Consider the following 21391-nt stretch of genomic DNA (forward strand, 5'->3'; position numbering starts at 1 on the left):
TACTTGAACGGCCCTGCTGATGGCACGATGAGCCGGACAGTAAGATGGCACGAACAGATACGGGCTAGTCCCATCCTGAACGTCGGTAGCGCGCGCGATTTCGATGCCCGGCTTTCCCTGTGACGCCGCGAGGATGCAAAGACCAACTGCTTTCGGAGGCCTACGCGTCGTCGGCTGCCTCACGGCAATGGATGGGAGATCGCCTTGATCGCCTTCAGGCCCGTACCGAAGCGGGCAATGGCGACCCTGTTCTGTTCGAGCTCGGCGTAGGGCAGGTAGGAAATGTCGAGATCACCGATCCGGCTGAAAGCCGGGCGTCGGAGCTGAGCGCGGACATCGGCTTCTCGCGCATCGGGTGCAACCAGGAAAAGTGGCGTCGACAAATGAAGATTCTCGCTGCTCAGCGCGAGATCAAGCATGCGGACAATTCCGGAATAAATGGATGTCGAATGCTCGACTTCGAATGCCGCCGCGACCGTAGCCGTCGATTGCTCGAGCCATAAGATGTCGATCAGTCTTATGGCATCGCTTCCTTGAGCGGTTGCGATGGCATGCGGCAAGCTATCGAGGCATCGAGACCCGAGCGGTACACCCTCATGAAGGCGCCCCCGGTCATTTGCCGCTACCCAGACGTCATATCCAAGTGCAAGGCCGAGGTCCCGAAGCCAGGATTGGACTTCGCTATGCGTCCGGTCGCTCTCTTTCTGATTTGCAAGCCCCTTATCGAACTTGTCGGACTGTGAGCGCGTTTCATTCAGCAAGGCCATCCAATCGCGAGCATTTTCGCTCGAACCGCTGAGCGGTGGGGCTGGAAACCGTCCCGATCCGATATCGAACAGCAGCCCTCCTATCGCGCCCAAATCGTTGGAGAGAAGATCCCGGTAGCAATCGTTGAGATCCAGAATGCCCGCGCGCATCGCGAGAAAATGCTCCCAGCTGCCAAGCTTCACATTCGCACCCGTCAGCGCGTTGTAGCCCTTTACGATTGCCGTATTGAACGGAGGCACAAGGGTGGGATGCAGAAAATAGAGAATGTTGGCTACCGCAGGACCCAACCCCTTGATCTTCTGTCTGTCGATTGCGAGGATCCCGGCGACGACCTCCTCGGCGGTATCGCAACAGGAGCAATGGTGAAGAAGTCTGCCAAAAGCTCGTTGATTGTCGGCGTTCTCGTAGATGTCCGGGATTCGGAGTTTGGGCTTCCACAAGAAAGCATGATCCGCACCTTTGAAAATCTGTCGTTGCTCGGCGATTGAATGAACAATGATCTCCAATGACGAGCCCCGATATGCCGCTCCGAAGGTGCCGGCCTCAATTTCGGCGACGACCTGCGAGATTCCTCTTCTGATCGACCGAAAATTCTTCAGTCGTTCCTCCCACAGGAACCAGCTTTGATAGGTCGAGCCGGAATCGCCGCGCCAGCGCTCGATCAGTTCGCGAACAAGATCGCGCTTCATGTTTATAGCCCCCGCTTGATCCATTCCGAATTGCTGTTTTCCACCTGCGGCTTGCCGGCCAAGACAGTTCGCTCGATCCGGCCCTTAGCGAAAGGCGAAACCTTCCGTCCCACCGGCAAGGTGGGCGGGAATGGAAGGTCGAAACGAGCCCGTTCACGCCCGGCGCTGCATAATTGTCGACGACCTCAGTGCCCTGCGTGTTCGCCCGCTCCGCTTGGTTTCTGACTCGCGCCTTCCGCCTCTGTCATGCCCTTCATCATCGCGTCATGGTCCATTGGCGCATTCTGCGTAATAGCCTGATATTGTGCCGGCGACAGGCCAGGGAGTTTTCGGACAAACGCGACCATATCCCAGATGAGACGATCATCATGCGTTTTCCCCCAGGCCGGCATGGCGGTCATCTTGATGCCATGCTTGATGATCCAGAATTGCTCCGCAGCCGAACGTTCCGAACCTTTGAACAAGACGGGCGCTTGCGGATACAGCCCTTGACTCATTTCGGTCTTTTCCATCCCGGGCGCGAGATGGCAGCCGCTGCACATCTCGGTATAGAGACCTGCGCCCGACGCGATCCGCGCCGGAGCCGCCAAATCTGCCGGCACCGCGATCGATCCGGATCGCGCTGCGATGGACTTCTCCCTGAATGTTTCGATGACGCTGTAAGTCAGCCGGTTATGGGGGGCATCGGCCGCTATATTATATAGGCCGAGATAGACGGTGATCGCACCCGCGCCCGCTATCAGGGCAACCGCCAGCAGCGTGAACGTCACGCTCGGCATATGCTTTCGGAAATCGAAAGTTCGAAATCGCTCCATTATCTATCTCCCGCATAACAGGCCTTGAGCTTTGCAGCCGAACGCAATGCGGCGGCTGTGCAACAGATGATACGCACCCCAACAGCTTTGCCCTTGTCACAGACGAGGCAGGCGTTTCCGTACTTGCCGCGACGAGCCATTTCAGGGTGCCCACACCCGCTCGGGCTCATGCGTCCTGCTAGGTGTGGGTTCGGAGAGATCGTGAGGACTAGCCCCTTTTTTGCCCGCTCAGATGCCACCCGCCGGCCGCACCTTCGGCTTGCGTGAGGAGCTGTGGAGATTGAAGATCTGCCACTTTCCGTTGTCCTGTTTGAGGACACTCGTAGCGACGCCATCCCGTTCGATGGTCTCGCCGCTCGCGAGCACAATCGAGAAGCTGTAGGTCTCGGTTGCGATCGCGATATTTCCTTCGCCGCGAACCGAAATCTTGTAATTGCGGAAGGTGAAGGATTTGAATTCCTTGAGTTCGGGACCCATGTGATGGTCGCGATAGTGGGCGAAGTTCCCTTCAACGCCGCCGGACTCGAATATCTGGGCGTCTGGCGAAAAGAGGGCCTCGACGCCGGTCAGGTCCAGTTTCTCCATCGCCGATTTATACTGCGCGAGCGCTGCCGCCGCGCCCTGATAATCCGCAGGCTCGGTCGCCTGAGCCGGGACGGCCACCAGCATGGCCAATGCGATTGCTGTAATCGTCAGTCGTCTCATATCATTTCCCCTTGTTGTGCCGACACTTCACGAGTGCCTCCGGTGGTTTCGATCAGATTCTGGCAAAGCGCAGCCGCAAAGAATTGGCGATGACGCTGACGGACGAGAGTGCCATTGCAGCGGCGGCAATGACCGGCGAGAGCAATAGTCCGAAAATCGGATAGAGCACGCCCGCAGCGACGGGAATCCCGGCGACATTATAGGCGAAAGCGAAGAAGAGATTCTGACGGATGTTCGCCATCGTCGCATGGCTGAGATGCCGCGCCCGCACGATGCCCAGAAGGTCGCCGCGCAGTAGCGTCACACCCGCGCTTTCGATGGCGACATCGGTTCCCGAACCCATCGCGATGCCGACGTCGGCGGCGGCGAGCGCGGGGGCGTCGTTTACCCCGTCGCCGGCCATGGCGACGATCCGGCCCTCTTCGCGCAGCCGCTGCACGACCGCACTCTTCTGGTCGGGGAGGACATCGGCCTCGACGTCGTCGATGCCGAGGCGCCGCGCGATCGCCTCGGCGGTGACGCGATTGTCGCCGGTTAGCATGATGACCTTGATTCCGGCTTCGCGCAGCGCCGCGAGTGCGTCGCCCGTCGTCTCCTTGACCGGATCGGCGATGGCGATGACGCCGGCCGCCTTGCCGCTGACCGCGATGTAGATCGCCGTTGCACCGTCTGTACGAAGCCGGTCAGCCGCCTCGGCGAGTGCGCCCAGATCGACGTCATATTCTTCGAGAAAGTTCGCATTGCCGAGGACGATCGCCTTGTCGTCGACGACCCCGACGATGCCCTTGCCGACCGGCTGGTCGACTCCCGATGGCTCGACGAGCGCGAGGGCGCGGTCTTCCGCCGCTTTGACGATTGCGGCGGCCAATGGATGTTCGCTGCTGCGCTCAAGGCTCGCGGCAATCCGGAGGAGGTCGTTTTCCTCGAACCCTTCGGCGACTTCGATGGCGACGACCGAGGGTCTGCCTTCTGTCAGCGTCCCGGTCTTATCGACGACGAGCGTGTCGACCTTCTCCATCCGCTCAAGCGCCTCGGCATTTTTGATCAGCACGCCAACTTCGGCGCCGCGCCCCACGCCGACCATGATGGACATTGGCGTCGCGAGGCCGAGCGCGCAGGGACAGGCGATGATGAGCACCGAGACGGCGGCGATAAGGCCATAGGCCATGGCGGGCACGGGGCCCAGAAGCGACCAGACAACGAAAGCGGCAATGGCGACGACGATGACGCCGGGCACGAACCAGCCCGAAACGGCATCGGCGAGACGCTGGATCGGCGCGCGGCTGCGCTGCGCATCGGCGACCATCTGTACGATTCGCGCGAGCATCGTGTCGCGCCCGACCTTCTCGCTGCGCATGAGCAGGCCGCCCGTTTGATTGATCGTTCCGCCGACCAGCGCCGCCCCGGCCGCCTTGGTCACCGGCATCGATTCGCCCGTGACCATCGATTCGTCGACCGTGCCGCGGCCTTCTACGACGATGCCATCGACGGGGACTTTTTCGCCCGGACGGATGCGTAGCATGTCACCGACCGCGACGTCCTCGAGCGCGACCTCCTCGTCGCTTCCATCGCTGCGGACGCGCCGGGCGAGCTTCGGTGTGAGGTCAAGGAGCGCGCGGATCGCGCCGCTCGTCGTTTCGCGGGCCCTGAGTTCGAGCACCTGCCCGAGTAGCACCAGCACCGTGATGACCGCCGCCGCCTCGAAATAGACCGCGACCGAGCCATCATCGGCGCGGAACGCAGCCGGAAAGATTTGGGGGACGATCGCCGCGATCATGCTGTAGCCCCACGCGACCCCGGTCCCCATCGCGATGAGGGTGAACATGTTGAGGCTTTTGTTGCGGATTGAGAGCCACGCGCGCTCGAAGAAGGGCCAGCCCGCCCATAGAACGACGGGAGTCGCGAGCAACATCTGGGTCCAGTTGTTCGTCTGGCGACCGACAAATTGATGAAGGCCTGTCAGATGGCCGCCCATTTCGAGCGCAACCACCGGGAGTGCGAGAAGGAGCCCGATCCAGAAGCGCCGCCGCATATCGCGATATTCTTCGCTGGGGCCGCCCGATGCTGTCGGCATGACGGGCTCGAGTGCCATGCCGCAGATCGGGCAGCTTCCGGGGCCGGCGCGCTGGATCTCGGGATGCATCGGGCAGGTCCAGATGGCGCCTTCGGGTGCATCGGCTGCGGCCGGCTCGCGTTTTGCGGCATAAAGATCGGGATCGGCCTCGAATTTGGCGAGGCAGCCTGCGCTGCAGAAATAGTGATGCTTGCCGCTATGCGTCGCGATATGAGGTGTGGTGGCCGGATCGACCATCATGCCGCAGACCGGATCAGTCGTGCTCCCGCTGCCTTTTTCTGCGCCCTGATGATCGTGCATCGCCGCCGCTCCCGTATGTGTCGGATGCCCGCCTCGCGGCGGGGCGGTCCAAACGCCACCGGTCGAGTTCGCCGTTGGCGTCGTTCCTGGCGGTTCCAGAATGGAGCCGCTTCTATCGATACGCAAGAAGAGCGGTTATCCCTTGGATTTTCTTTGCCCCGTGCCGTCAGGTCCCGGGCTTTCGGGCCTCGATGATCCCGATCGCACCGGTTGGCGTGCGGAACGTCTCAAGCTCGCGAACATCGCAAAAGCCTGCCTCTCTCATCAGCACCGGGAGCAATCCATCGGCGTTGGGCTGGGTGTCCTGGACGCCGTCGAGCTGCTGGATCGTGAGGCGGAACAACAACCGCATGAGGCGGCTGCGCTGTTCCCCATAGTCGGCAACATAGAGTTTGCCGCCCGGCGCGAGCACCTGCCGGGCCTCGCGTAGCAGACGTGCCTTTTCCTCAAGCCCGACCTGATGAAGGACGAGGCAGATCGCAATCTTGGCAGGCGGGGGCCAGTCATCGATCGCCGAAGCCGCGAAAAAGCCAACTCGAAACTCCGGCGGTGGAACAATCTGCGCGGTCTTCGTTCGGGCAATTCGCGTCGCTGCCTCGTCGGGGTCGAAACCAAGATAGCGGACGTCCCGGCTATGGCGAGCGATCGCCAGCGCAAGATTTCCCGTACCCGAGCCGATATCGAGAATGACGTCACCCTCGCCGAGCGCCATATGGCGAACGAGACGGTCGCGCCACACGCGCTCGCGCGTTGTCACCGCGACGCCGAAATCATAAAAGGGCGTCAGGAAGTGATATCCTGCCGCTGGCGTGTAGGATCTTGCTACGGGTTTCGGGTCGGGCATGGCCGTCTCCTTTCGACGCTTTGGCTTGCCGCCGGATTGCGGCCGCAATCGCCGGTCTCGACGAGACGCTTAAGGGCAAACAGGCGCGGCAGTCTTGAATGTTTCGCCGGGGCGACGCGGTGCGAGGCGCATCCGGCTCAGGGCACGATTTCGAACGCGAAGGCACTAAGGCCGGCCGAAGGCGTCACGCCTAGCCATTGAGCGCAGCGGCGCGTGAAGTGCGATTGATCGGCGAAGCCTCCCGCCGCCGCGGCGTCGGCAAGACCTCCGCCGCCGACCAGCGTCCGCACGGCGCGTTGAAGCTGGAGCCATTGCAGCAATTTGGCCGGAGGCACGCCGAAGTCGCGGCTGACGATTTCGCGGAGGCGCGAGGGCGAAAGGCAGGCGACGTCGGCCAAGGCGCGCGCGGTCGACAAATCGTCAGGGGCCGCGAGCACTTCGGACAGGCGGGCATCCACCGGACGCGCCTGCGAGCGGTCGAGATAGTCGGACGCCCAGCGCTTCGCGTCCGCGCCGCTTGCGATGTCACCTAGTCCGGCTGTCTCTATCGGCGTCAACAGGACAGGCGCCGATCCGGCGGACAGCCGGGTGCCGGCACGAAAAAGCGGGTCGAGATAAAATGACCGCACGAGGGCGCCCGGCGGCCCGAGGCGGTGCCGGACATGCGACGCTATCGCAATGGCGTGTCCGGCGGGAACTATCAGGTCGGCATCACCGGAAATTTCGAGGTCGCGTTCGATGGCGAGGCTGATCTGGTGCGCCACATGGTTATGGGGACGGCTGCTCCCGATGCGCGCGTCAATGAGCGCCCAGCCGGTCCCGAGCATGATCGAACCCGACCAAGAGGCGGTGCTTGGGGTCAAACCGGATCGGCGGTGACGAAGGGTTCGAGCGTACCGAACCAGGCAACCAGCGCGAGTATGGCGAGCGCGGCCGACGCTTCGATGATGAGGCTTCTGCGCATGGCTGCAATCGCGAGGTCGGGGTCGGCGTCGACATTGTCGGTATCGGTCCCCGGGACGGCGGCCGCGAGCGCCGGGGTCAGCCGCCAGCGGTTCGCCGCCGCGAGCGCCAGCATCAGTCCGAACAGCGCAAGCTTGGCGAGAAGCAATTGTCCATAGGGCGAGCCGAGGGAACGGCCGAGATTCTCGGCGCCGACGATCATCTGGCTGTTGACGAGGCCGGTGGCGGCGATGACGAGGACGCAGATCGTACCGACGCGCGAGAATTGATCGAGGCTCCGCGCCGCAATTTGGAGTCCGCCCGGCCATTCGCGGACACGACGTGGTGAGATCAGGATCAGGAAGGCGCCGATCGCGCCGATCCAGACCGCCGCTGCAATCAGGTGCAAGATGTCGCTGATCCGGTGCACGGTGCCTGCGGCGCCTTCGGTCGCGCCGGCGTGGCCGGACCAGACCAGACTCGCGACGGCCACCGAGCCCGCGGCCGCGAGTACGGCGGCCGAAGTTGTCGGCCAGCGGACCATCCAGATCGCGACTCCCAGCGCGAGCAGCAGCGCTGCGCTCCGGTAGACCCAGGCTGTGCCGACCTCGGTCTCGCGAACAAGGTCCCAAAAAGGCTGGAGTTCCAGGGAGAGGAGCCCCACACCCTGCATCGAAGCCGCGAGCACGCCCATCCCCAAGATGGAGAGAAGCAGTCCGGCGGCGCAGAGCCATCGCTCTGCGCGCCAGATCGAGGCCATCATCGACTGCGGCGCAAGGCGTTCGCTCCGTGTCAGCGCAAAAAGCGGGAACGCAGCAAGGCCGGCGATGAGCATCAGGTCCGCATAAAGTGCGAACCTGATGCCGATCAGAACGGGGTCCCCCACCGTCTTTTACTTTACGGTGAAGCTGAATTCGCTGCCCATGCGGTGGGTATCAGCGCCCGCCGCCGACCATGTGACCTTGTAGGTTCCGGCTGTCAGCGGCCGCTTGAGCATCAGCATCGCCGACTTGCCCTCTTTGCCCATCATCGACGAGTAAGGCACCTTCATCGGGGCATGATTGGCCATGCCGGGCATGCCGGTCATGACCAGCTCGGTCTTGAGGGTCGAGGCGACGATCTTTTCGTTGAACTGAAGATTGACCGACGTGACCTTCGAAACGGTCGAATTGGCGGCGGGCGTCGAGCTGACGAGCTTGGTGTGCGCGCTTGCCGTGGCCGGCATGAGAAGCAGAGCGAAAGCCGCCGCTGCAGAGGGGAGAAGAGACTTGAACATGAACACCTCCAAATGCGTGTCTGTCCTGCTAATACGCAGGATATCGGCATGGCCCTCAAATATTCCGGAATAATATTCTGGTGTGAGGGGTGAGGCGCTTCGGCGCGTATGTACAATGATGGAAAGGTTTGAAGAGACGATCGATGGATAAGGAGCTTCGCATTTTGAACAGGATCGATCTGCCCGCAGCGCTCGATGCGCTCGATGATCGCATCATGGGCGCATTGGCGATCCGCCGGCGCGAAGCGGTAGCGATGCGCCGCCTGATGGCGCTCGCGGCCTTTGTCTCGCTCGGCGGCGGTGTCTTTGCGGGGAGTGCGATTTCCCAGCCGGCGGTCGCGGCAAGCCCCCTGACCCCATTCGGCCCGCCTAGCGCATTGGTGCCTTCCACCTTGCTGGATGTACAGTAGCGATGCCGTCGCGCCGTCTTCTTCTCTTGGGGCTCATTGCCTTCGCCGCGGCGATTGCCGGCGTGTTCATCGGCCGTCTGGTAGCCGATGCGCCCAAAGCCAGCGAAACCGAACTTCATGCGCTTCTCCACGGCCAACTCGACCTGACCCCGGAGCAGGAAAAGAAACTCGAGCGGATCGAAGCCGACTTCGCCGGTCGCCGCCAGGCGCTCGAACTCGAGATGCGCGCCGCCAATGTCCGGCTCGCGCAGGCGATCGAAGCCGAGCATGGCTATGGACCGCGCGTCACCGAGGCGATCGACGAGACGCATGAGGTGATGGGGACATTGCAGAAGGAAACGCTCCAGCATCTCTTCGCGATGCGCGGGGTTCTCAACCCCGATCAAGCGGAAATGTTCGACAAAAGCGTGGTCAAGGCGCTGACCGCCGATGCGCGGTGAGCGCCGACCTATCGCAATGTAGCGACCAGGATCTGGCGGCCTTTGCGCGCGCGCACCGCGAAGACGCCTATCGCGAGTTGCTGCGCCGTTACAAAACGGGCGTCTACCGGCTCATCGTAAAGCAGATCGGCGATGCCGACGAGGCGATGGATTTGACGCAGGAGACGTTCGTCTCCGGCTTTTCGGCGCTCGATCGCTATGATGGCGAACGCCCCTTCCGCACATGGATCGCCCGTATCGCGCTCAACAAATGTCGCGACTGGGCACGACGGCGAAAGGTGCGCGCCTTTTTCTCCCGCGCGCTCCCGCTCGAAAATGCGCATCACGTAGCAAGCGATGGTCCTGGGCCCGATTCCGCGGCGACCGACAGGCGAGAGCTCGCCAGGGTTCGCGGGGCGATCGATCAGCTGCCGCAGAATTTGCGCGAAGTGTTGCTCCTCCGCGGTGTCGACGAGGTCAGCCAGGCCGAAACAGCGGTCATTTTGCGGGTCAGCGAGAAAACAGTCGAAACGCGCCTCTATCGAGCGCGGACCAGGCTCCGGGAATTGCTCGCGGGAACATCTGCGAGCGCCGAGGGTTGAGGGTTCGACCGCTCGTTCAGGCGGCATCTCCTCATCGTCCGGCATTTTTATTGAGGGGCAGGCGTGCCGCCTGCGTATAGCTTTAGGAACAGTCAGTAACGGTCGGAAAGAATATGCAGATGGAAAGGCGTCGGTTCGTCAGTGGAGCTTTGGGTGGAGGGGCTGCTGCGGCGATGGCCGCATGGTTCCCGGCCTGGGCCCAGCCGGTGTCGTCCGGCATCACCGCGCCGCTTCCGACCGTATCCGGCAATGACATAACGCTGCGCATCGCGCGCCAGACGATGCGCATCGACGGCAAGGTCAGTCGCGCGATCGGGATCAACGGCACCGTGCCCGCGCCGCTCGTCCGGCTGAAGGAGGGACAAAACGCGCGCCTCACCGTCGTCAACGATCTCGACGAGGACAGCTCGATTCACTGGCACGGCCTGATCCTGCCGTTCCAGATGGACGGCGTGCCCGGCGTCAGCTTCCCCGGGATCAAGCCGCGCTCGAAGTTTGTCTATGAATTCCCGGTCGTTCAATCGGGGACCTATTGGTATCACAGCCATTCGGGGCTTCAGGAACAGCTCGGCCATTATGGCCCGATCGTCATCGATCCCGCGGGCGCCGACCCGATCGGCTACGACCGCGAGCATGTCGTCGTCCTGTCCGACCACAGTCAATTGTCGCCCGAGGCGATCTTCCGCAAGCTCAAGGTCAATCCCGGCCATTTCAACATGCAGCGCCAGACGCTGGCGGGCCTGCTTGCCGGCAAGGATCAACCGCTCAAGGAGCGGATCGATTGGGGCAAGATGCGGATGGACCCGACCGACGTCGCCGACGTCAATGGTTCGACCTACACCTTCCTCGTCAACGGCCATGGTCCGCGCGACAACTGGACCGCGCTCTTCAGCCCCGGCGAGCGGGTACGCCTGCGCATCGTCAATGCGTCGGCGATGACGATCTTCAACGTCCGTATCCCGGGCCTCAGGATGACCGTCGTCCAGGCTGATGGGCTCAATGTCGTGCCGACCGAAATCGACGAGTTCCAGATCGCGGTCGCCGAAACCTATGACGTCATCGTGACCCCGGTCGAGGACCGTGCTTATACGCTCGTTGCCGAGGCCAATGACCGCTCGGGCATGGGACGCGCGACGCTCGCACCGCGCGCTGGCATGGTCGCCGAGGTGCCGCCGCTCCGCGAACGGCCGCTCGCGACCATGAAGGACATGGGCATGGGCGACATGTCGGGCGGCGCGATGGCGGGTATGGACCATTCGGGCGGCGATATGGGCGCCATGCCCATGCCGGCGAGCGACCCTTCTTGTCCTCCCGAACATGCCAAGATGGGCCATTGTACGCCAGCGGGGGAAAGCGGCGCGATGGCGGGCATGGATCATGGATCTGGCGGAGGCATGCAGCACAGCATGCGCGACTTCAGTGTCGCGCCGCAGGTCAAGCGCGATCCCAGCGTTCAGACGATCTCGCCGATGCCGATGGATCGCATGGGCGAGCCGGGGCAGGGACTGGAGAATGTCGGGCACAAGGTGCTGACCTACCATGACCTTGTCGCGCTCGAGCGCAACCCCGATACCCGCGCCGCCTCGCGCTCGCTCGACATCCATCTGACCGGCAATATGGAACGCTTCATGTGGTCGTTCGACGGCATCAAGATGTCCGACTATCACGAGCCCATCCCCTTCATCGAGGGAGAGCGCGTGCGGATCAACCTCATCAACGATTCGATGATGAGCCACCCCATCCACCTCCACGGCCATTTTTTCGAACTGGTGACGGGCAAGGGCGACCGGTCGCCGCGCAAGCATACGGTGCTTGTCCAGCCGGGCGGCATCGCGAGCTTCGATTTCACCGCCGACGCGCTCGGCGACTGGGCGTTCCATTGCCACCTTCTCTATCACATGCACGCGGGGATGATGCGCGTCGTCAGCGTCCGTCCGAAGGGAGACGGCGAATGACCCGGGTCGCGCTTCTCCTCGCGGGTATCGCCCCGCTGGCCTTTGCTGTGCCCGCCGCGGCGCAGTCGATGGATCATTCGATGCATGGTGCGGCGCCCGCGCCGACACCCGCTCCCTCGCCAACGCCAGCACCCGTAGCGCAGTCCGCGCCCGAAGCGCCCGCCGAAGGGTCGATGGAGCAGATGGACCATGGGAACATGCAGGGCATGGACATGGAACCCGAGGCTTCAAGCTGCCCGCCCGAACATGCGGCGATGGGTCATTGTACGCCTGAGGCGGAAGCTCCAGGCAAGGGCGCTTCGGACATGGGTGCGATGGATCATGGCGCACCGCAGCCGTCCGATCCCGATTGCCCGCCCGAACATGCCAAAATGGGCCATTGCACCCCGAAGGGCGGATCTGCGGACGCGATGGCGGGAATGGAAGGCATGGCGACCACGAGCAGCGCTAGCGGCACCGATTTGCCGCCGGGCGATGCTACCGCGCCTGCGCCTCCCGGCGACTGGTATGCCGATCGCATTTATCCCCAAGCCGAAATGGAGCATTCGCGCCACGACATGATGAAAGAGAATGGTGCGCAGACCATCGCTTTCATCAGCTTCAACCTTGCCGAATATCAGGCGCGCAAGGGCCGCGACGGGTTCCGCTGGGACGGTGAGGCTTGGTACGGCGGCGACATTAACCGGCTGACGATCAAGAGCGAAGGCGAGGGCGTGTTCGGCGAAGGCATCGAGAGCGCCGAGGTACAGGCGCTCTACAGCCGGGCGATCGGACCCTATTTCAACGCGCAGGCGGGTATCAGGCAGGATCTTGGGCCCGGCCCCGACCGCACCTATGCGACGATCGGCTTCGAGGGGCTCGCCCCCTATTGGTTCGAAGTCGAGGGCGCGCTGTTTCTTTCGAACAAGGGTGATCTGCTCGCCCGGCTCGAAGGCTATTACGACCAGCGCATCACCCAGAAACTGATCCTCCAGCCGATGGCGGAGGTCAATTTTGCGCTCCAGGATGTCCCCGAGACCGGCGTTGGTTCGGGGCTTTCGGATTTCGAGCTCGGGCTTCGCCTGCGTTACGAGGTCGTGAAGGAATTCGCGCCTTATGTCGGCGTCGAATGGGCGCGCAAGGTCGGCGATACCGCGCGTTTTGCCCGCGCCGCGGGCGAGGATGCGAGCGGCGTCAGCTTCGTGATGGGGGTGCGGGCCTGGTTCTAGAAGTTTCGCGGGGTGGCGACACGTCGAGGAGAAATGCCGTGAAACCAGCCTATCGCAGCCTCGCGCTGCAGACGATCGTCAGCGGCGTCATCATGTATCTGGTGATGTTCGTCATGATCGACCGCCTCTCGAGCTTCTACAATAATCTCAACATGCTCTACATGACGCTGATGATGGTCTCGCCGATGGTCGTGCTGATGATCGTCGCAATGCCGGGCATGTTCCCGTCGAAACGTCTCAATACGTTCCTGCTGCTGGGATCGGCAGTTGCCTTCTTCGGGAGCTTCGGGCTCATCCGGACACAGACGACGATCGGCGACACGGCCTTCTTGCGTTCGATGATCCCGCATCACTCGGGCGCGATCCTCATGTGTGAACAGGCTTCTCTCAAAGATGCCGAGATACGCGAACTCTGCCGCGGCATCATCGCGGGGCAGGCGGCCGAAATCGAACAGATGAAATCCATTCTCGCGAGGAAATGACATGAAAAATCTGATGACGCGCCGTCATCTTTTCGGCCTGATTGCGGTCGGATCGGGGATGGCGCTTGCGGCATGCAATTCTGCCTCGGGCCCGGCGGCGACCAGCGATAAGAATGGCGCGGCGCCCGCGCCGGGCGCCGAGACGTCCAGCCCCAAGCGAATGCTCGTTTATCGCGATCCCGAATGCGGCTGCTGCGAAGCTTGGGCGGATATCGCACGCAAGGCCGGTTATGATGTGACTGTCGAGAACCGCGCTGACATGGCCGCCGTAAAGACGCGATATGGTGTGCCTGGCCAGCTGGCGTCGTGCCACACGGCCGTGATCGGCGGCTATGCGATCGAGGGTCATGTGCCGATGCGGCATGTTGCGAGACTCCTCCACGACAAGCCACGCGACATTCGCGGAATCGCCGTGCCCGGCATGCCGCGCGGTTCTCCGGGAATGGAAATGCCGGACGGAAGCGCGGACGCATTCGAAGTGATGGCATTCGGCAGCGACGGCAAGGTTTCTGAATTCCGCGCATGACCTGCCGACACGAAGAGGAGACAGATATGACGAGATTCATTCCCCTAGCGAGCGCCGCCGCGCTGATATTTGCTCTGGCAGGATGCGGCACTGAGCCCGCGCAGCAGAGCGACGTCACACCGGAACAGAGTGAGGTCACTGCCGGTGAGCCGCCCGCAATGGTCGAGACCATGCCCGTAGCGGACGAGCCGCCCGCCGCGTCTGCCCCGGCGGCGCCGACCGAAGAAGCGATGCCTCCGGAGAAATCCCGCCCCAAGCAAGAACCCGCCGCGAAGGCCGCTGTGCCGCCGCGGGCAAAGGCCGCGCCGGAAGCGCCGAAACCTGTCGAACCCGAACCCGATCCTCATGCCGGGCACGATATGGACAAAAAATAAGGAGCATGTGCCGACGCGGCATGTCGCCCGGGCGGTCGAGGACAAGCTGCGCGAAGTGTCCGGCATCGCCGCGCCCGGCATGCCGCGCGGTCGGGCGCTGCTCGATGCCGCAGCGAGAGATATAACCATATGGAATAACCATCTCGTTTATAGCGATGAGTGGTGATTATTTCTGGTCATGCCAAGGCCGCGAAGATAGCTCGGTGGCGAAGCCGAGAGCTTTCGCAAATGGGAGGGGACCATGAGAAAATTGCTTCGCACGAGTGGCTCGATTATCGCCGTCCTGGCAGGCATGTCGGCCGCCGCCGCCTTCGCGCAGGATAACGCCAAAGAGGCGCCGGGGCCAGGCGCGTCGCAGGGCGAAATCGTCGTGACGGGTACGCGGCGGAACGATCTCAAGGCGGCCGATTCCGCTCAGCCGATCGACATCATCACCGGTGCCGAACTGCTCGAAAAGGGCACGGCCGACATGAATGATCTCCTGCGCACCGAGGTCCCGTCGCTCAATGTCCAGCGCCTCGTCAGCAACGACGGCGCCGTTTTTACCCGGCCTTTCTCGCTGCGCGGCCTGCCGCCGGACCAGACGCTGGTGCTCGTGAATGGCAAGCGGCGCCATCGCGGCGCGACGGTCCAGTTCACCAATGTTCCCTATATCCGGGGATCGCAGGGACCCGATCTTTCGGCGATCCCGTCGATCGCGATCGGCCAGCTCGAGGTTCTGCGTGACGGCGCGTCGGCGCTCTATGGATCGGATGCGATCGCCGGCGTCCTCAATTTCGGTCTGCGCCGCGACCGCGAAGGCGGATTGCTGATCGCCCGCTATGGCCAATTCTATAAGGGCGACGGCGAGGATTTCCTCGTCCAGGGCAATGTCGGGCTTCCCTTCACCGACGCCGGTTTCGTCAACATCAGCGGCGAATATGTGAACGCCAGCACGACGTCGCGCGGCATTCAGCGTCCCGACGCGCAGGCGCTCATCGATGCCGGCGTTCAGGATGTCCCGGTCCCGGCGCAGCGCTGGGGAAATCCCGAATCCGAGGCGGCGCGCATCTTCGTCAATGCCGGCATCGAACTGTCGGAGGAGATGGAATTCTACACCTTCGGCAACTATAGCTGGAGCCGCGGCACGACGGCCTTCTTTTACCGCAACCCCGATGCCAGCTTCATTTCCACCTCGATTCCGCTCACCAATACGCCCGGAGGACAGCGCTTCAGCTTCCGCCAGCTCTTTCCCGGCGGCTTTACGCCGGATTTCGGCGCCACGGTGACCGACGCGGCGCTTGCGGCCGGCCTCAAGGGCGAATTCTCCTCGGGCCTGACCTATGACCTCAGCGCTTCTTATGGCCAGAACCATGCTTCCTACCGGATCGAAAATACGGTCAATCCGTCGCTTGGCCTCGCGTCGCCAACATCCTTCAAGCCGGGGCAGCTCGAGCAGCGCGAACTCGCTTTCAATCTCGATCTCACTTACCCCATCGCGATCGGCACCTCCGATCCGCTGACGCTTGCCGGCGGTCTCGAGTATCGGCGCGAGACATATGAGATCACGGCCGGCGACATCGCATCATGGCAGGTTGGTCCTTTCGCGTCGGTCATCGATCCCGATACCGGAAACCGCGTCGGACTGCCGGTCGGCTCGAACGGCTTCCCGGGCTTCAGTCCCATCCAGGCGGGCGAGTTCGCGCGCAGCAACTGGGCCGCCTATACGTCGCTCGAAGGCAATCTCACCGACGCGCTCCAGTTCGGCCTTGCCGGCCGCTACGAGAATTACTCGGACTTCGGCTCGAAATTCACCTGGAAGATCAACGGGCGATATGATTTCTCGGACGTCTTCGCGGTGCGCGGATCGGTCAACACCGGCTTTCGGGCGCCGACGCCGGGCCAGTCGAACGCCTCGCAAGTCCAGACCAACATCGACTCGATAACCGGGGCGCCGCTGACCGCAGGCATTATCGCGCCCAACAATCCGGTGGCGCAATTCTTCGGCGCGACGCCGCTTCGGCCCGAGAATTCGTTCAACGTCGCCGGCGGCATCGTGGTGAAGCCCTCCAATCGCATCACCTTCACGCTCGACTATTTCAACATCAAGGTCGAAGACCGGATCGCCGTATCGGGCAATTTCAATCTCACCCCGGCGCAGCGCGCGCAGCTCGCGGCGCTTGGCATTCCCGGTGGGGATTCCTTCCAGCAGGTGAGCTTCTTCACCAACTCCTTCGACAGCCGCACCCAGGGCGTCGATGCGGTGCTCACCGTGGGCTTCGACCTCGGCGGCGGCAAGGCCACGCTCGGCCTCAACGGCAACTATACCAAAACCGATGTCATCAAGGCTTCGCCGGTGATCACTGCGGACCGCGAGCGGCTGCTCGAACTCGAGGGCTTCGTTCCGAAGTGGAAGGGCAATGCGTCCTTCACTTATGCGGGCGAGCGCTTCGGCTTCGTCGCGCGCGCGAACTATTATGGCAAATGGACCGACTATGGCGCCGCACCGGCTGCCGACCAGACGGGCGGCGCCGAACTGCTGGTCGATCTCGAGCTGTCCTACAAGGTCAGCGACATGCTCAAGCTTGCGGTCGGCGGCGAGAATATCTTCGACAATTACCCCGACGTCGAGGCGCGGCAATCCCAGATCAACAACGGGATCCGATATCTCCGCTTCGCGCCGACGGGGTTCAACGGGGGCTTCTGGTACGTTCGCGCGACCGCCTCCTTCTGATCGGTGGCCGTGAGGGCCGTGCGGCGTCTTGTGTCTTCAGCTGGCGTCGGAGCCGAACATCGCGTCGCGGTGGGATTCGAGCACCGCGATAAAGGCCGCAGCGACTTGGGACATCGGCCTCAACTTCGGCGTGAAGAGCATATATTCGAAATGGACCTCCGGCGCGAAATCACGGACCGTAAGGCCCCGCTCGGCATAATCCGCTGCGGTCACGGGGTTGAGAATCGAACATCCGACCCCCTGCATGACAAGCGCGCAGATGGTCATCGCATATTGGGTTTCGATGACCATCTCGCGGTGGACGCCCGCGTCCTCGAAAATGCGGTCGATGCGGTGACGCACGCCGTCCTCGAGCGCGAGCGAAATGAAGGGCTCGCCCTCGAGATCGGCCGGCCGGATGACGTCCTTGACGGCCAAGCGGTGGCCGGCAGGGAGAACGCAGGCGCCGGGGCAGCGCAGGAAGCGCTCCATCCTTATGCCGGGCAATTCGCGCGCCGGCGTCGCGAGCCCGATGTCGAACTGCTGGTTCGCCATCCATTGCCGCACCGTCGAGGAACTGCGGGTCTGGAGCTGAACGGTGACGCCGGGATGTGTCTCGCGAAAGGCCGCGATCACACGCGGCAGGAAACTGACCGCGAGCGCCGGAAGGGCGGCGATCCGGAGCGTGCCGGTCGCCATGTTGCGGATGTCTTCCGCTACCCGCTTCAGGGCCGCAATGCCCGAGAAGCTCCGCTCGACTTCGTAGAAAAAGGCGTCGGCTTCGGGCGTCACGGTGAGCGCGCTGCCGCGCGAACGCAGGAAGAGCTGAAAGCCCAGCTGATGCTCGAGCTCGGCAAGCATCTTGCTCACCGCGGGTTGCGACAGGTTGAGCGACTGCGCGGCCTGGGTGACCGATCCCGAGAGCATCACGGCCCTGAAGGCTTCGAGGTGACGCAGGTTCATCGGACATCGCTCCCTATAGCTATTTCTTATGGCGCTAGCATTGAAAGCCTCGTTTATGAATAGGTCGCACGCATCGCGCCGCTGGTTACCGGCGCTGCTCGCCGCAGGCGCCCTGTTACTCGGCGGCTGCGGCCGCGAGCCCGCCGGCACCGGTGGGCATGAAATCGCCGCGGCGAAGGGATCGACGCTTGCGCGGATTCGCGCGCGCGGAACGCTCAATTGCGCAATTCATACGGGGCAGCTCGGCATGTCCTATCTCGACAAGCGCGGGCGCTGGCAGGGGTTCTTCGTCGACTACTGCCGGGCGCTCGCCGCTGCGGTCCTCGGCGATGCCCGCAAGGTCCGGTTCATGCCGGTCGCCTCGAACAAGCGCTTCACGATCGTGCAGACGGGCGAGGCCGACGTCCTGTCGCGGACGACGACATGGACGCTGACGCGCGACACCGACCTCGGGGTGAATTTCGTCGGCACCATGTATTATGACGGGCAGAGCTTCCTGGTGCCCCGGCGATCGGGTGTGCGGCTTCCGACGGATCTCGATGGCGCATCGATCTGCATCACCAAGGGGACGACCTCCGAACTCAACACCGCCGAATATTTCGAGCGCAAGGGGCTGCGTTTCCAGTCGGTCGTGTTCGAGAATCCCGAGGAAGCCAAGCTCGCCTTCTTTGCCGGGCGGTGCGACGCGATGACCACCGATGCCTTCACGCTGACCGTGATCCGTCTCGCCGATACCGCGCATCCGGACGATTATGTTGTGCTGCCCGAACGACTCACCAAGGAGCCGGTAGGTCCCGTCGTGCGCAGCGACGACGAGCAATGGTATGAGATCAACAAATGGGTGCTGAACGCGCTCTTTGCTGCCGAGGAAATGGGGGTCACCCGCGCGAATGCAGCGCGCATGCGCATGGCCTCGCGTGACCCCGAAGTGCGCAAGATGCTCGGCGGCCTGCCCGGATTCGGCAAGTCGCTCGGCCTCGACGATGACTGGGCGTATCGCGCGATCGAGGCGACGGGCAATTATGGCGAAATCTTCGACCGGCACATTACGCCGCTCGGCGTCGAACGCGGACAGAATAAGCTCTATCGGGACGGCGGGCTGATCTACCCGTTGCCGATGCGATGACTCATAAACACAGGCGGCTTGCCATCGCTGCGTTACCCTGGCTGCTGATCGCGGGCGGGCTTGTGGTCGCCTACGGCCTGTTTGCGACATTGGCGGACAATCTCGCGGACCGAAACATCCGGACGGGGTTCGGTTTCCTGTTCGACCGGGCGGGTTTCGCGATTGGCGAAACGCTGATTGCTTACGCGCCGGGCGATTCCTATGCCGCGGCGCTGGCGGTGGGTCTTCTCAACACGCTCCTGATATCGGCGCTCGGCATCATCTTCTCGACCTTGCTCGGCCTCGCGGTCTGCATGGCGCGCCTGTCGTCCAACTGGCTGCTTGCGAGGCTCTCCGGCCTTTATATCGAGCTGGTTCGCAATATTCCGCTGCTGCTCCAGATGTTCGTCTGGTACGCCGCGCTGCTGTTCGGTCTGCCCGGACCCGGCCCGGGCGCCGTCGGACCGTTCGACCTCGATAATCGGGGATTGCACCTCCCCGCGCTCTCCTTGGCCGATCCGGGACGGCCGGTCTTTCTCATCGCGATCGTCGCCTGTGCGATCCTGCTGGGTGCCGTGCGGCGAGGAGCCGTTCGCACGCGCACTGCGCTGGCCTTCGCCGGCATCTCCCTGGTGCCGCTCTTGCTGTGGGGCGGGATCGATCTGCCGCGGGCGGGGCGCTTCGGAACCGTCGGCGGATTGTCGCTCTCCACGGAGTTTCTGACGCTGGTCGCCAGCCTTTCGGTCTATGCCTCGGCCTATCTGGCCGAGATATTCCGCGGCGCGATCCTCGCCGTTCCCGCAGGGCAGAGCGAGGCCGCCAAAGCGCTCGGCCTGTCGCCCGCGCAAACAATGGGACGGATCGTGATGCCGCAAGCGCTGCGCATCGCCATACCGCCGATGACGAGCTGGCATCTCAACACGATCAAGAACAGCTCCCTGGGGGTCGCGATCGGATATCCCGAATTTGTCTCGGTGGTCGATACCGTCATCAGTCAGACAGGGCAGGCGATCGAGGGCGTCGGCCTGATCGTCGCGACCTTCCTGCTGCTTTCGCTATCCTTGTCGTTCGTCACCGGCCTCTATGCCCGCCAGTTGGGCTGGAGCGTCGCCGGGCAGCCCGGCCGGAGCATCCAGTCGGCGCCCCTCGAACCCTTTCCGCTGCGCTCGGCGACCGCCTGGCCGTCGTGGATACGGCGCAATCTGTTCAGAGGAGGACGCCAGTCGATACTCACCATCGCGATCCTCGCCATGACCGCGGCTTTCGCCGGCAAGGGGCTCTCGTGGCTGCTGTTCGACGCGACCTTCGCCGGGGGCGCGGCCGATTGCCGTTTGGCCAGCGGTGCTTGCTGGCCATTCCTCCGCGAAAATGCGCGGCTGATATTGTTTGGCACCTATCCCGAAGCCGAGCAGTGGCGGTCCGCAGCAGCGGCGGCCGCGCTGCTTTCATGCCTTGCCTTCTCCTTCGTCCCGCGATTCTGGCGCAGCCGCCTCGGGCTTGTCTGGCTCGGCGCAATCGCCGTGGCGGTACTTCTGCTACGAGGAGGATTCGCGGGCCTTTCCTATGTCCCGATGGAGAAGTGGAGCGGCCTGCCGGTCACATTGCTGCTCGCGAGCCTTGCGGTGGTCGGCGCTTTTCCATTGGCTATACTCCTCGCGTTCGGCCGCAGGTCGGCGCGGCGCGGCATTCGCTGGCCGAGCGTCGCCTTCATCGAGCTGGTTCGCGGAACGCCGCTGATCGGAGTGCTCTTCCTCGCTGCGGTCCTGTTCCCGCTGTTCGTGCCCTCCTATCTCTCGATCGACAGCCTGCCGCGCGTCCAGCTCGCGCTCATATTCTTCACTGCCGCCTATATGGCCGAGGTCATCCGGGGCGGCCTGCTGGCGGTTCCCGTCGGGCAAGCCGAGGCCGCGCATGCTCTTGGCCTCACCAAATGGCAGGCGCGGCGCCATATCCTGTTGCCGCAGGCGCTGAAAGTCAGCGTGCCGGGGCTGGTCAACACTTCGATCAGCGAGGTCAAGAACACGACGCTCGTCCTCATCGTCGGCGTCTTCGATTTGTTGCAGACGACCCGCCTCTCCTACGTCGAGGCGCAATGGCGACCCTATTTCGCCGAAGCCTATCTTTTTACCGGGACAATCTTTTTCCTCCTCTGTTTCTCCCTGTCCCGGCTCAGCATGAAGATCGAACGGAAACTAAACTATGCAGGATAATCACGACAGAAAATGGCCCGGGGAGCCGGCAA

21 protein-coding genes are annotated in these 21391 nt (G+C 63.2%); 12 read left to right on the plus strand and 9 right to left on the minus strand.

All coding sequences use genetic code 11. From position 1 onward, the window contains the following. Positions 1–179 precede the first annotated feature (179 nt). From SPYCA_RS16620 to copC, 8 genes are all read right to left on the minus strand, one after another. Complete coding sequence (locus tag SPYCA_RS16620) at positions 180–1457, minus strand: hypothetical protein (protein ID WP_011542709.1); 1278 nt, start codon at positions 1455–1457, stop codon at positions 180–182. A gap of 185 nt (positions 1458–1642) precedes the next feature. Continuing rightward, positions 1643–2236 carry a c-type cytochrome gene (locus SPYCA_RS16625; protein WP_223181176.1) on the minus strand — a complete coding sequence of 198 codons (594 nt, stop codon included), beginning with the start codon at positions 2234–2236 and terminating at the stop codon, positions 1643–1645. 264 nt (positions 2237–2500) lie between these two features. Continuing rightward, entirely contained in the window at positions 2501–2977 is a 477-nt protein-coding gene (locus tag SPYCA_RS16630) for a YybH family protein (RefSeq protein WP_011542707.1), read from the minus strand. A gap of 52 nt (positions 2978–3029) precedes the next feature. Beyond that, on the minus strand, positions 3030–5351 hold the full coding sequence (locus SPYCA_RS16635) for a heavy metal translocating P-type ATPase (protein ID WP_039578973.1): 2322 nt from the start codon (positions 5349–5351) through the stop codon (positions 3030–3032). A 166-nt stretch (positions 5352–5517) separates the two neighbouring features. Then, on the minus strand, positions 5518–6195 hold the full coding sequence (locus tag SPYCA_RS16640) for a class I SAM-dependent methyltransferase (RefSeq protein WP_003046415.1): 678 nt from the start codon (positions 6193–6195) through the stop codon (positions 5518–5520). A 137-nt stretch (positions 6196–6332) separates the two neighbouring features. Next, complete coding sequence (locus tag SPYCA_RS16645; protein WP_231732870.1) at positions 6333–6959, minus strand: helix-turn-helix domain-containing protein; 627 nt, start codon at positions 6957–6959, stop codon at positions 6333–6335. A gap of 95 nt (positions 6960–7054) precedes the next feature. Beyond that, positions 7055–8023 (minus strand): copper homeostasis membrane protein CopD, encoded by a 969-nt coding sequence (copD, locus tag SPYCA_RS16650; RefSeq protein ID WP_003046408.1) that lies wholly within the window; start codon positions 8021–8023, stop codon positions 7055–7057. Positions 8024–8029: 6 nt separating this feature from the next. Then, the gene (gene copC, locus SPYCA_RS16655) at positions 8030–8419 is read right to left on the minus strand and encodes a copper homeostasis periplasmic binding protein CopC (RefSeq protein ID WP_232003687.1); all 390 of its coding nucleotides are present in this window, start codon (positions 8417–8419) and stop codon (positions 8030–8032) included. A gap of 158 nt (positions 8420–8577) precedes the next feature. On the opposite strand from copC, the gene SPYCA_RS16660 reads away from it, so the two are divergent. The 10 genes from SPYCA_RS16660 (at position 8578) to SPYCA_RS16700 (ending at position 17102) form a co-directional block, all read left to right on the plus strand. Then, the gene (locus SPYCA_RS16660; RefSeq protein ID WP_137870392.1) at positions 8578–8823 is read left to right on the plus strand and encodes a hypothetical protein; all 246 of its coding nucleotides are present in this window, start codon (positions 8578–8580) and stop codon (positions 8821–8823) included. Between the two features lie 2 nt (positions 8824–8825). After that, the gene (locus SPYCA_RS16665) at positions 8826–9263 is read left to right on the plus strand and encodes a periplasmic heavy metal sensor (RefSeq protein WP_003046401.1); all 438 of its coding nucleotides are present in this window, start codon (positions 8826–8828) and stop codon (positions 9261–9263) included. Then, entirely contained in the window at positions 9260–9844 is a 585-nt protein-coding gene (locus SPYCA_RS16670) for an RNA polymerase sigma factor (RefSeq protein ID WP_003046398.1), read from the plus strand. Before SPYCA_RS16665 ends, SPYCA_RS16670 begins: the two co-directional genes overlap by 4 nt. A 119-nt stretch (positions 9845–9963) precedes the next feature. Beyond that, positions 9964–11799, plus strand: a complete 1836-nt coding sequence (locus SPYCA_RS16675) for a copper resistance system multicopper oxidase (RefSeq protein ID WP_374046507.1) — start codon at positions 9964–9966, stop codon at positions 11797–11799. Further along, entirely contained in the window at positions 11796–13007 is a 1212-nt protein-coding gene (locus tag SPYCA_RS16680) for a copper resistance protein B (protein ID WP_003046391.1), read from the plus strand. Before SPYCA_RS16675 ends, SPYCA_RS16680 begins: the two co-directional genes overlap by 4 nt. A 92-nt stretch (positions 13008–13099) precedes the next feature. Continuing rightward, positions 13100–13489 (plus strand): DUF305 domain-containing protein, encoded by a 390-nt coding sequence (locus SPYCA_RS16685; protein WP_223181178.1) that lies wholly within the window; start codon positions 13100–13102, stop codon positions 13487–13489. Between the two features lie 58 nt (positions 13490–13547). Beyond that, positions 13548–14015: a DUF411 domain-containing protein gene (locus SPYCA_RS16690; RefSeq protein WP_223181175.1), complete on the plus strand. Its 468-nt coding sequence runs from the start codon at positions 13548–13550 to the stop codon at positions 14013–14015. A 26-nt stretch (positions 14016–14041) separates the two neighbouring features. Further along, positions 14042–14389, plus strand: coding sequence for a hypothetical protein (locus tag SPYCA_RS19145; protein ID WP_003046382.1), 348 nt, complete (start codon positions 14042–14044; stop codon positions 14387–14389). Then, the gene (locus SPYCA_RS16695; RefSeq protein WP_058806627.1) at positions 14361–14555 is read left to right on the plus strand and encodes a DUF411 domain-containing protein; all 195 of its coding nucleotides are present in this window, start codon (positions 14361–14363) and stop codon (positions 14553–14555) included. Before SPYCA_RS19145 ends, SPYCA_RS16695 begins: the two co-directional genes overlap by 29 nt. 75 nt (positions 14556–14630) lie before the next feature. After that, on the plus strand, positions 14631–17102 hold the full coding sequence (locus SPYCA_RS16700) for a TonB-dependent receptor plug domain-containing protein (protein WP_120221872.1): 2472 nt from the start codon (positions 14631–14633) through the stop codon (positions 17100–17102). 36 nt (positions 17103–17138) lie between these two features. Here SPYCA_RS16700 and SPYCA_RS16705 read toward each other — a convergent pair whose 3' ends face one another. Beyond that, positions 17139–18044 carry a LysR substrate-binding domain-containing protein gene (locus tag SPYCA_RS16705; RefSeq protein WP_003046376.1) on the minus strand — a complete coding sequence of 302 codons (906 nt, stop codon included), beginning with the start codon at positions 18042–18044 and terminating at the stop codon, positions 17139–17141. Positions 18045–18099: 55 nt separating this feature from the next. Between SPYCA_RS16705 and SPYCA_RS16710 the strand changes: the two genes are divergently transcribed. Together SPYCA_RS16710 and SPYCA_RS16715 are read left to right on the plus strand one after the other, a co-directional pair. Next, a complete protein-coding gene (locus SPYCA_RS16710; RefSeq protein ID WP_003046368.1) occupies positions 18100–19170 on the plus strand; it encodes an amino acid ABC transporter substrate-binding protein in 1071 nt (356 codons plus the stop codon). Beyond that, complete coding sequence (locus SPYCA_RS16715) at positions 19167–21359, plus strand: ABC transporter permease subunit (RefSeq protein ID WP_223181174.1); 2193 nt, start codon at positions 19167–19169, stop codon at positions 21357–21359. Before SPYCA_RS16710 ends, SPYCA_RS16715 begins: the two co-directional genes overlap by 4 nt. Positions 21360–21391: the final 32 nt, after the last annotated feature.

The sequence above is a fragment of the Sphingopyxis sp. FD7 genome, from assembly GCF_003609835.1.
In the GTDB taxonomy this organism is placed as follows: Bacteria; Pseudomonadota; Alphaproteobacteria; order Sphingomonadales; family Sphingomonadaceae; genus Sphingopyxis.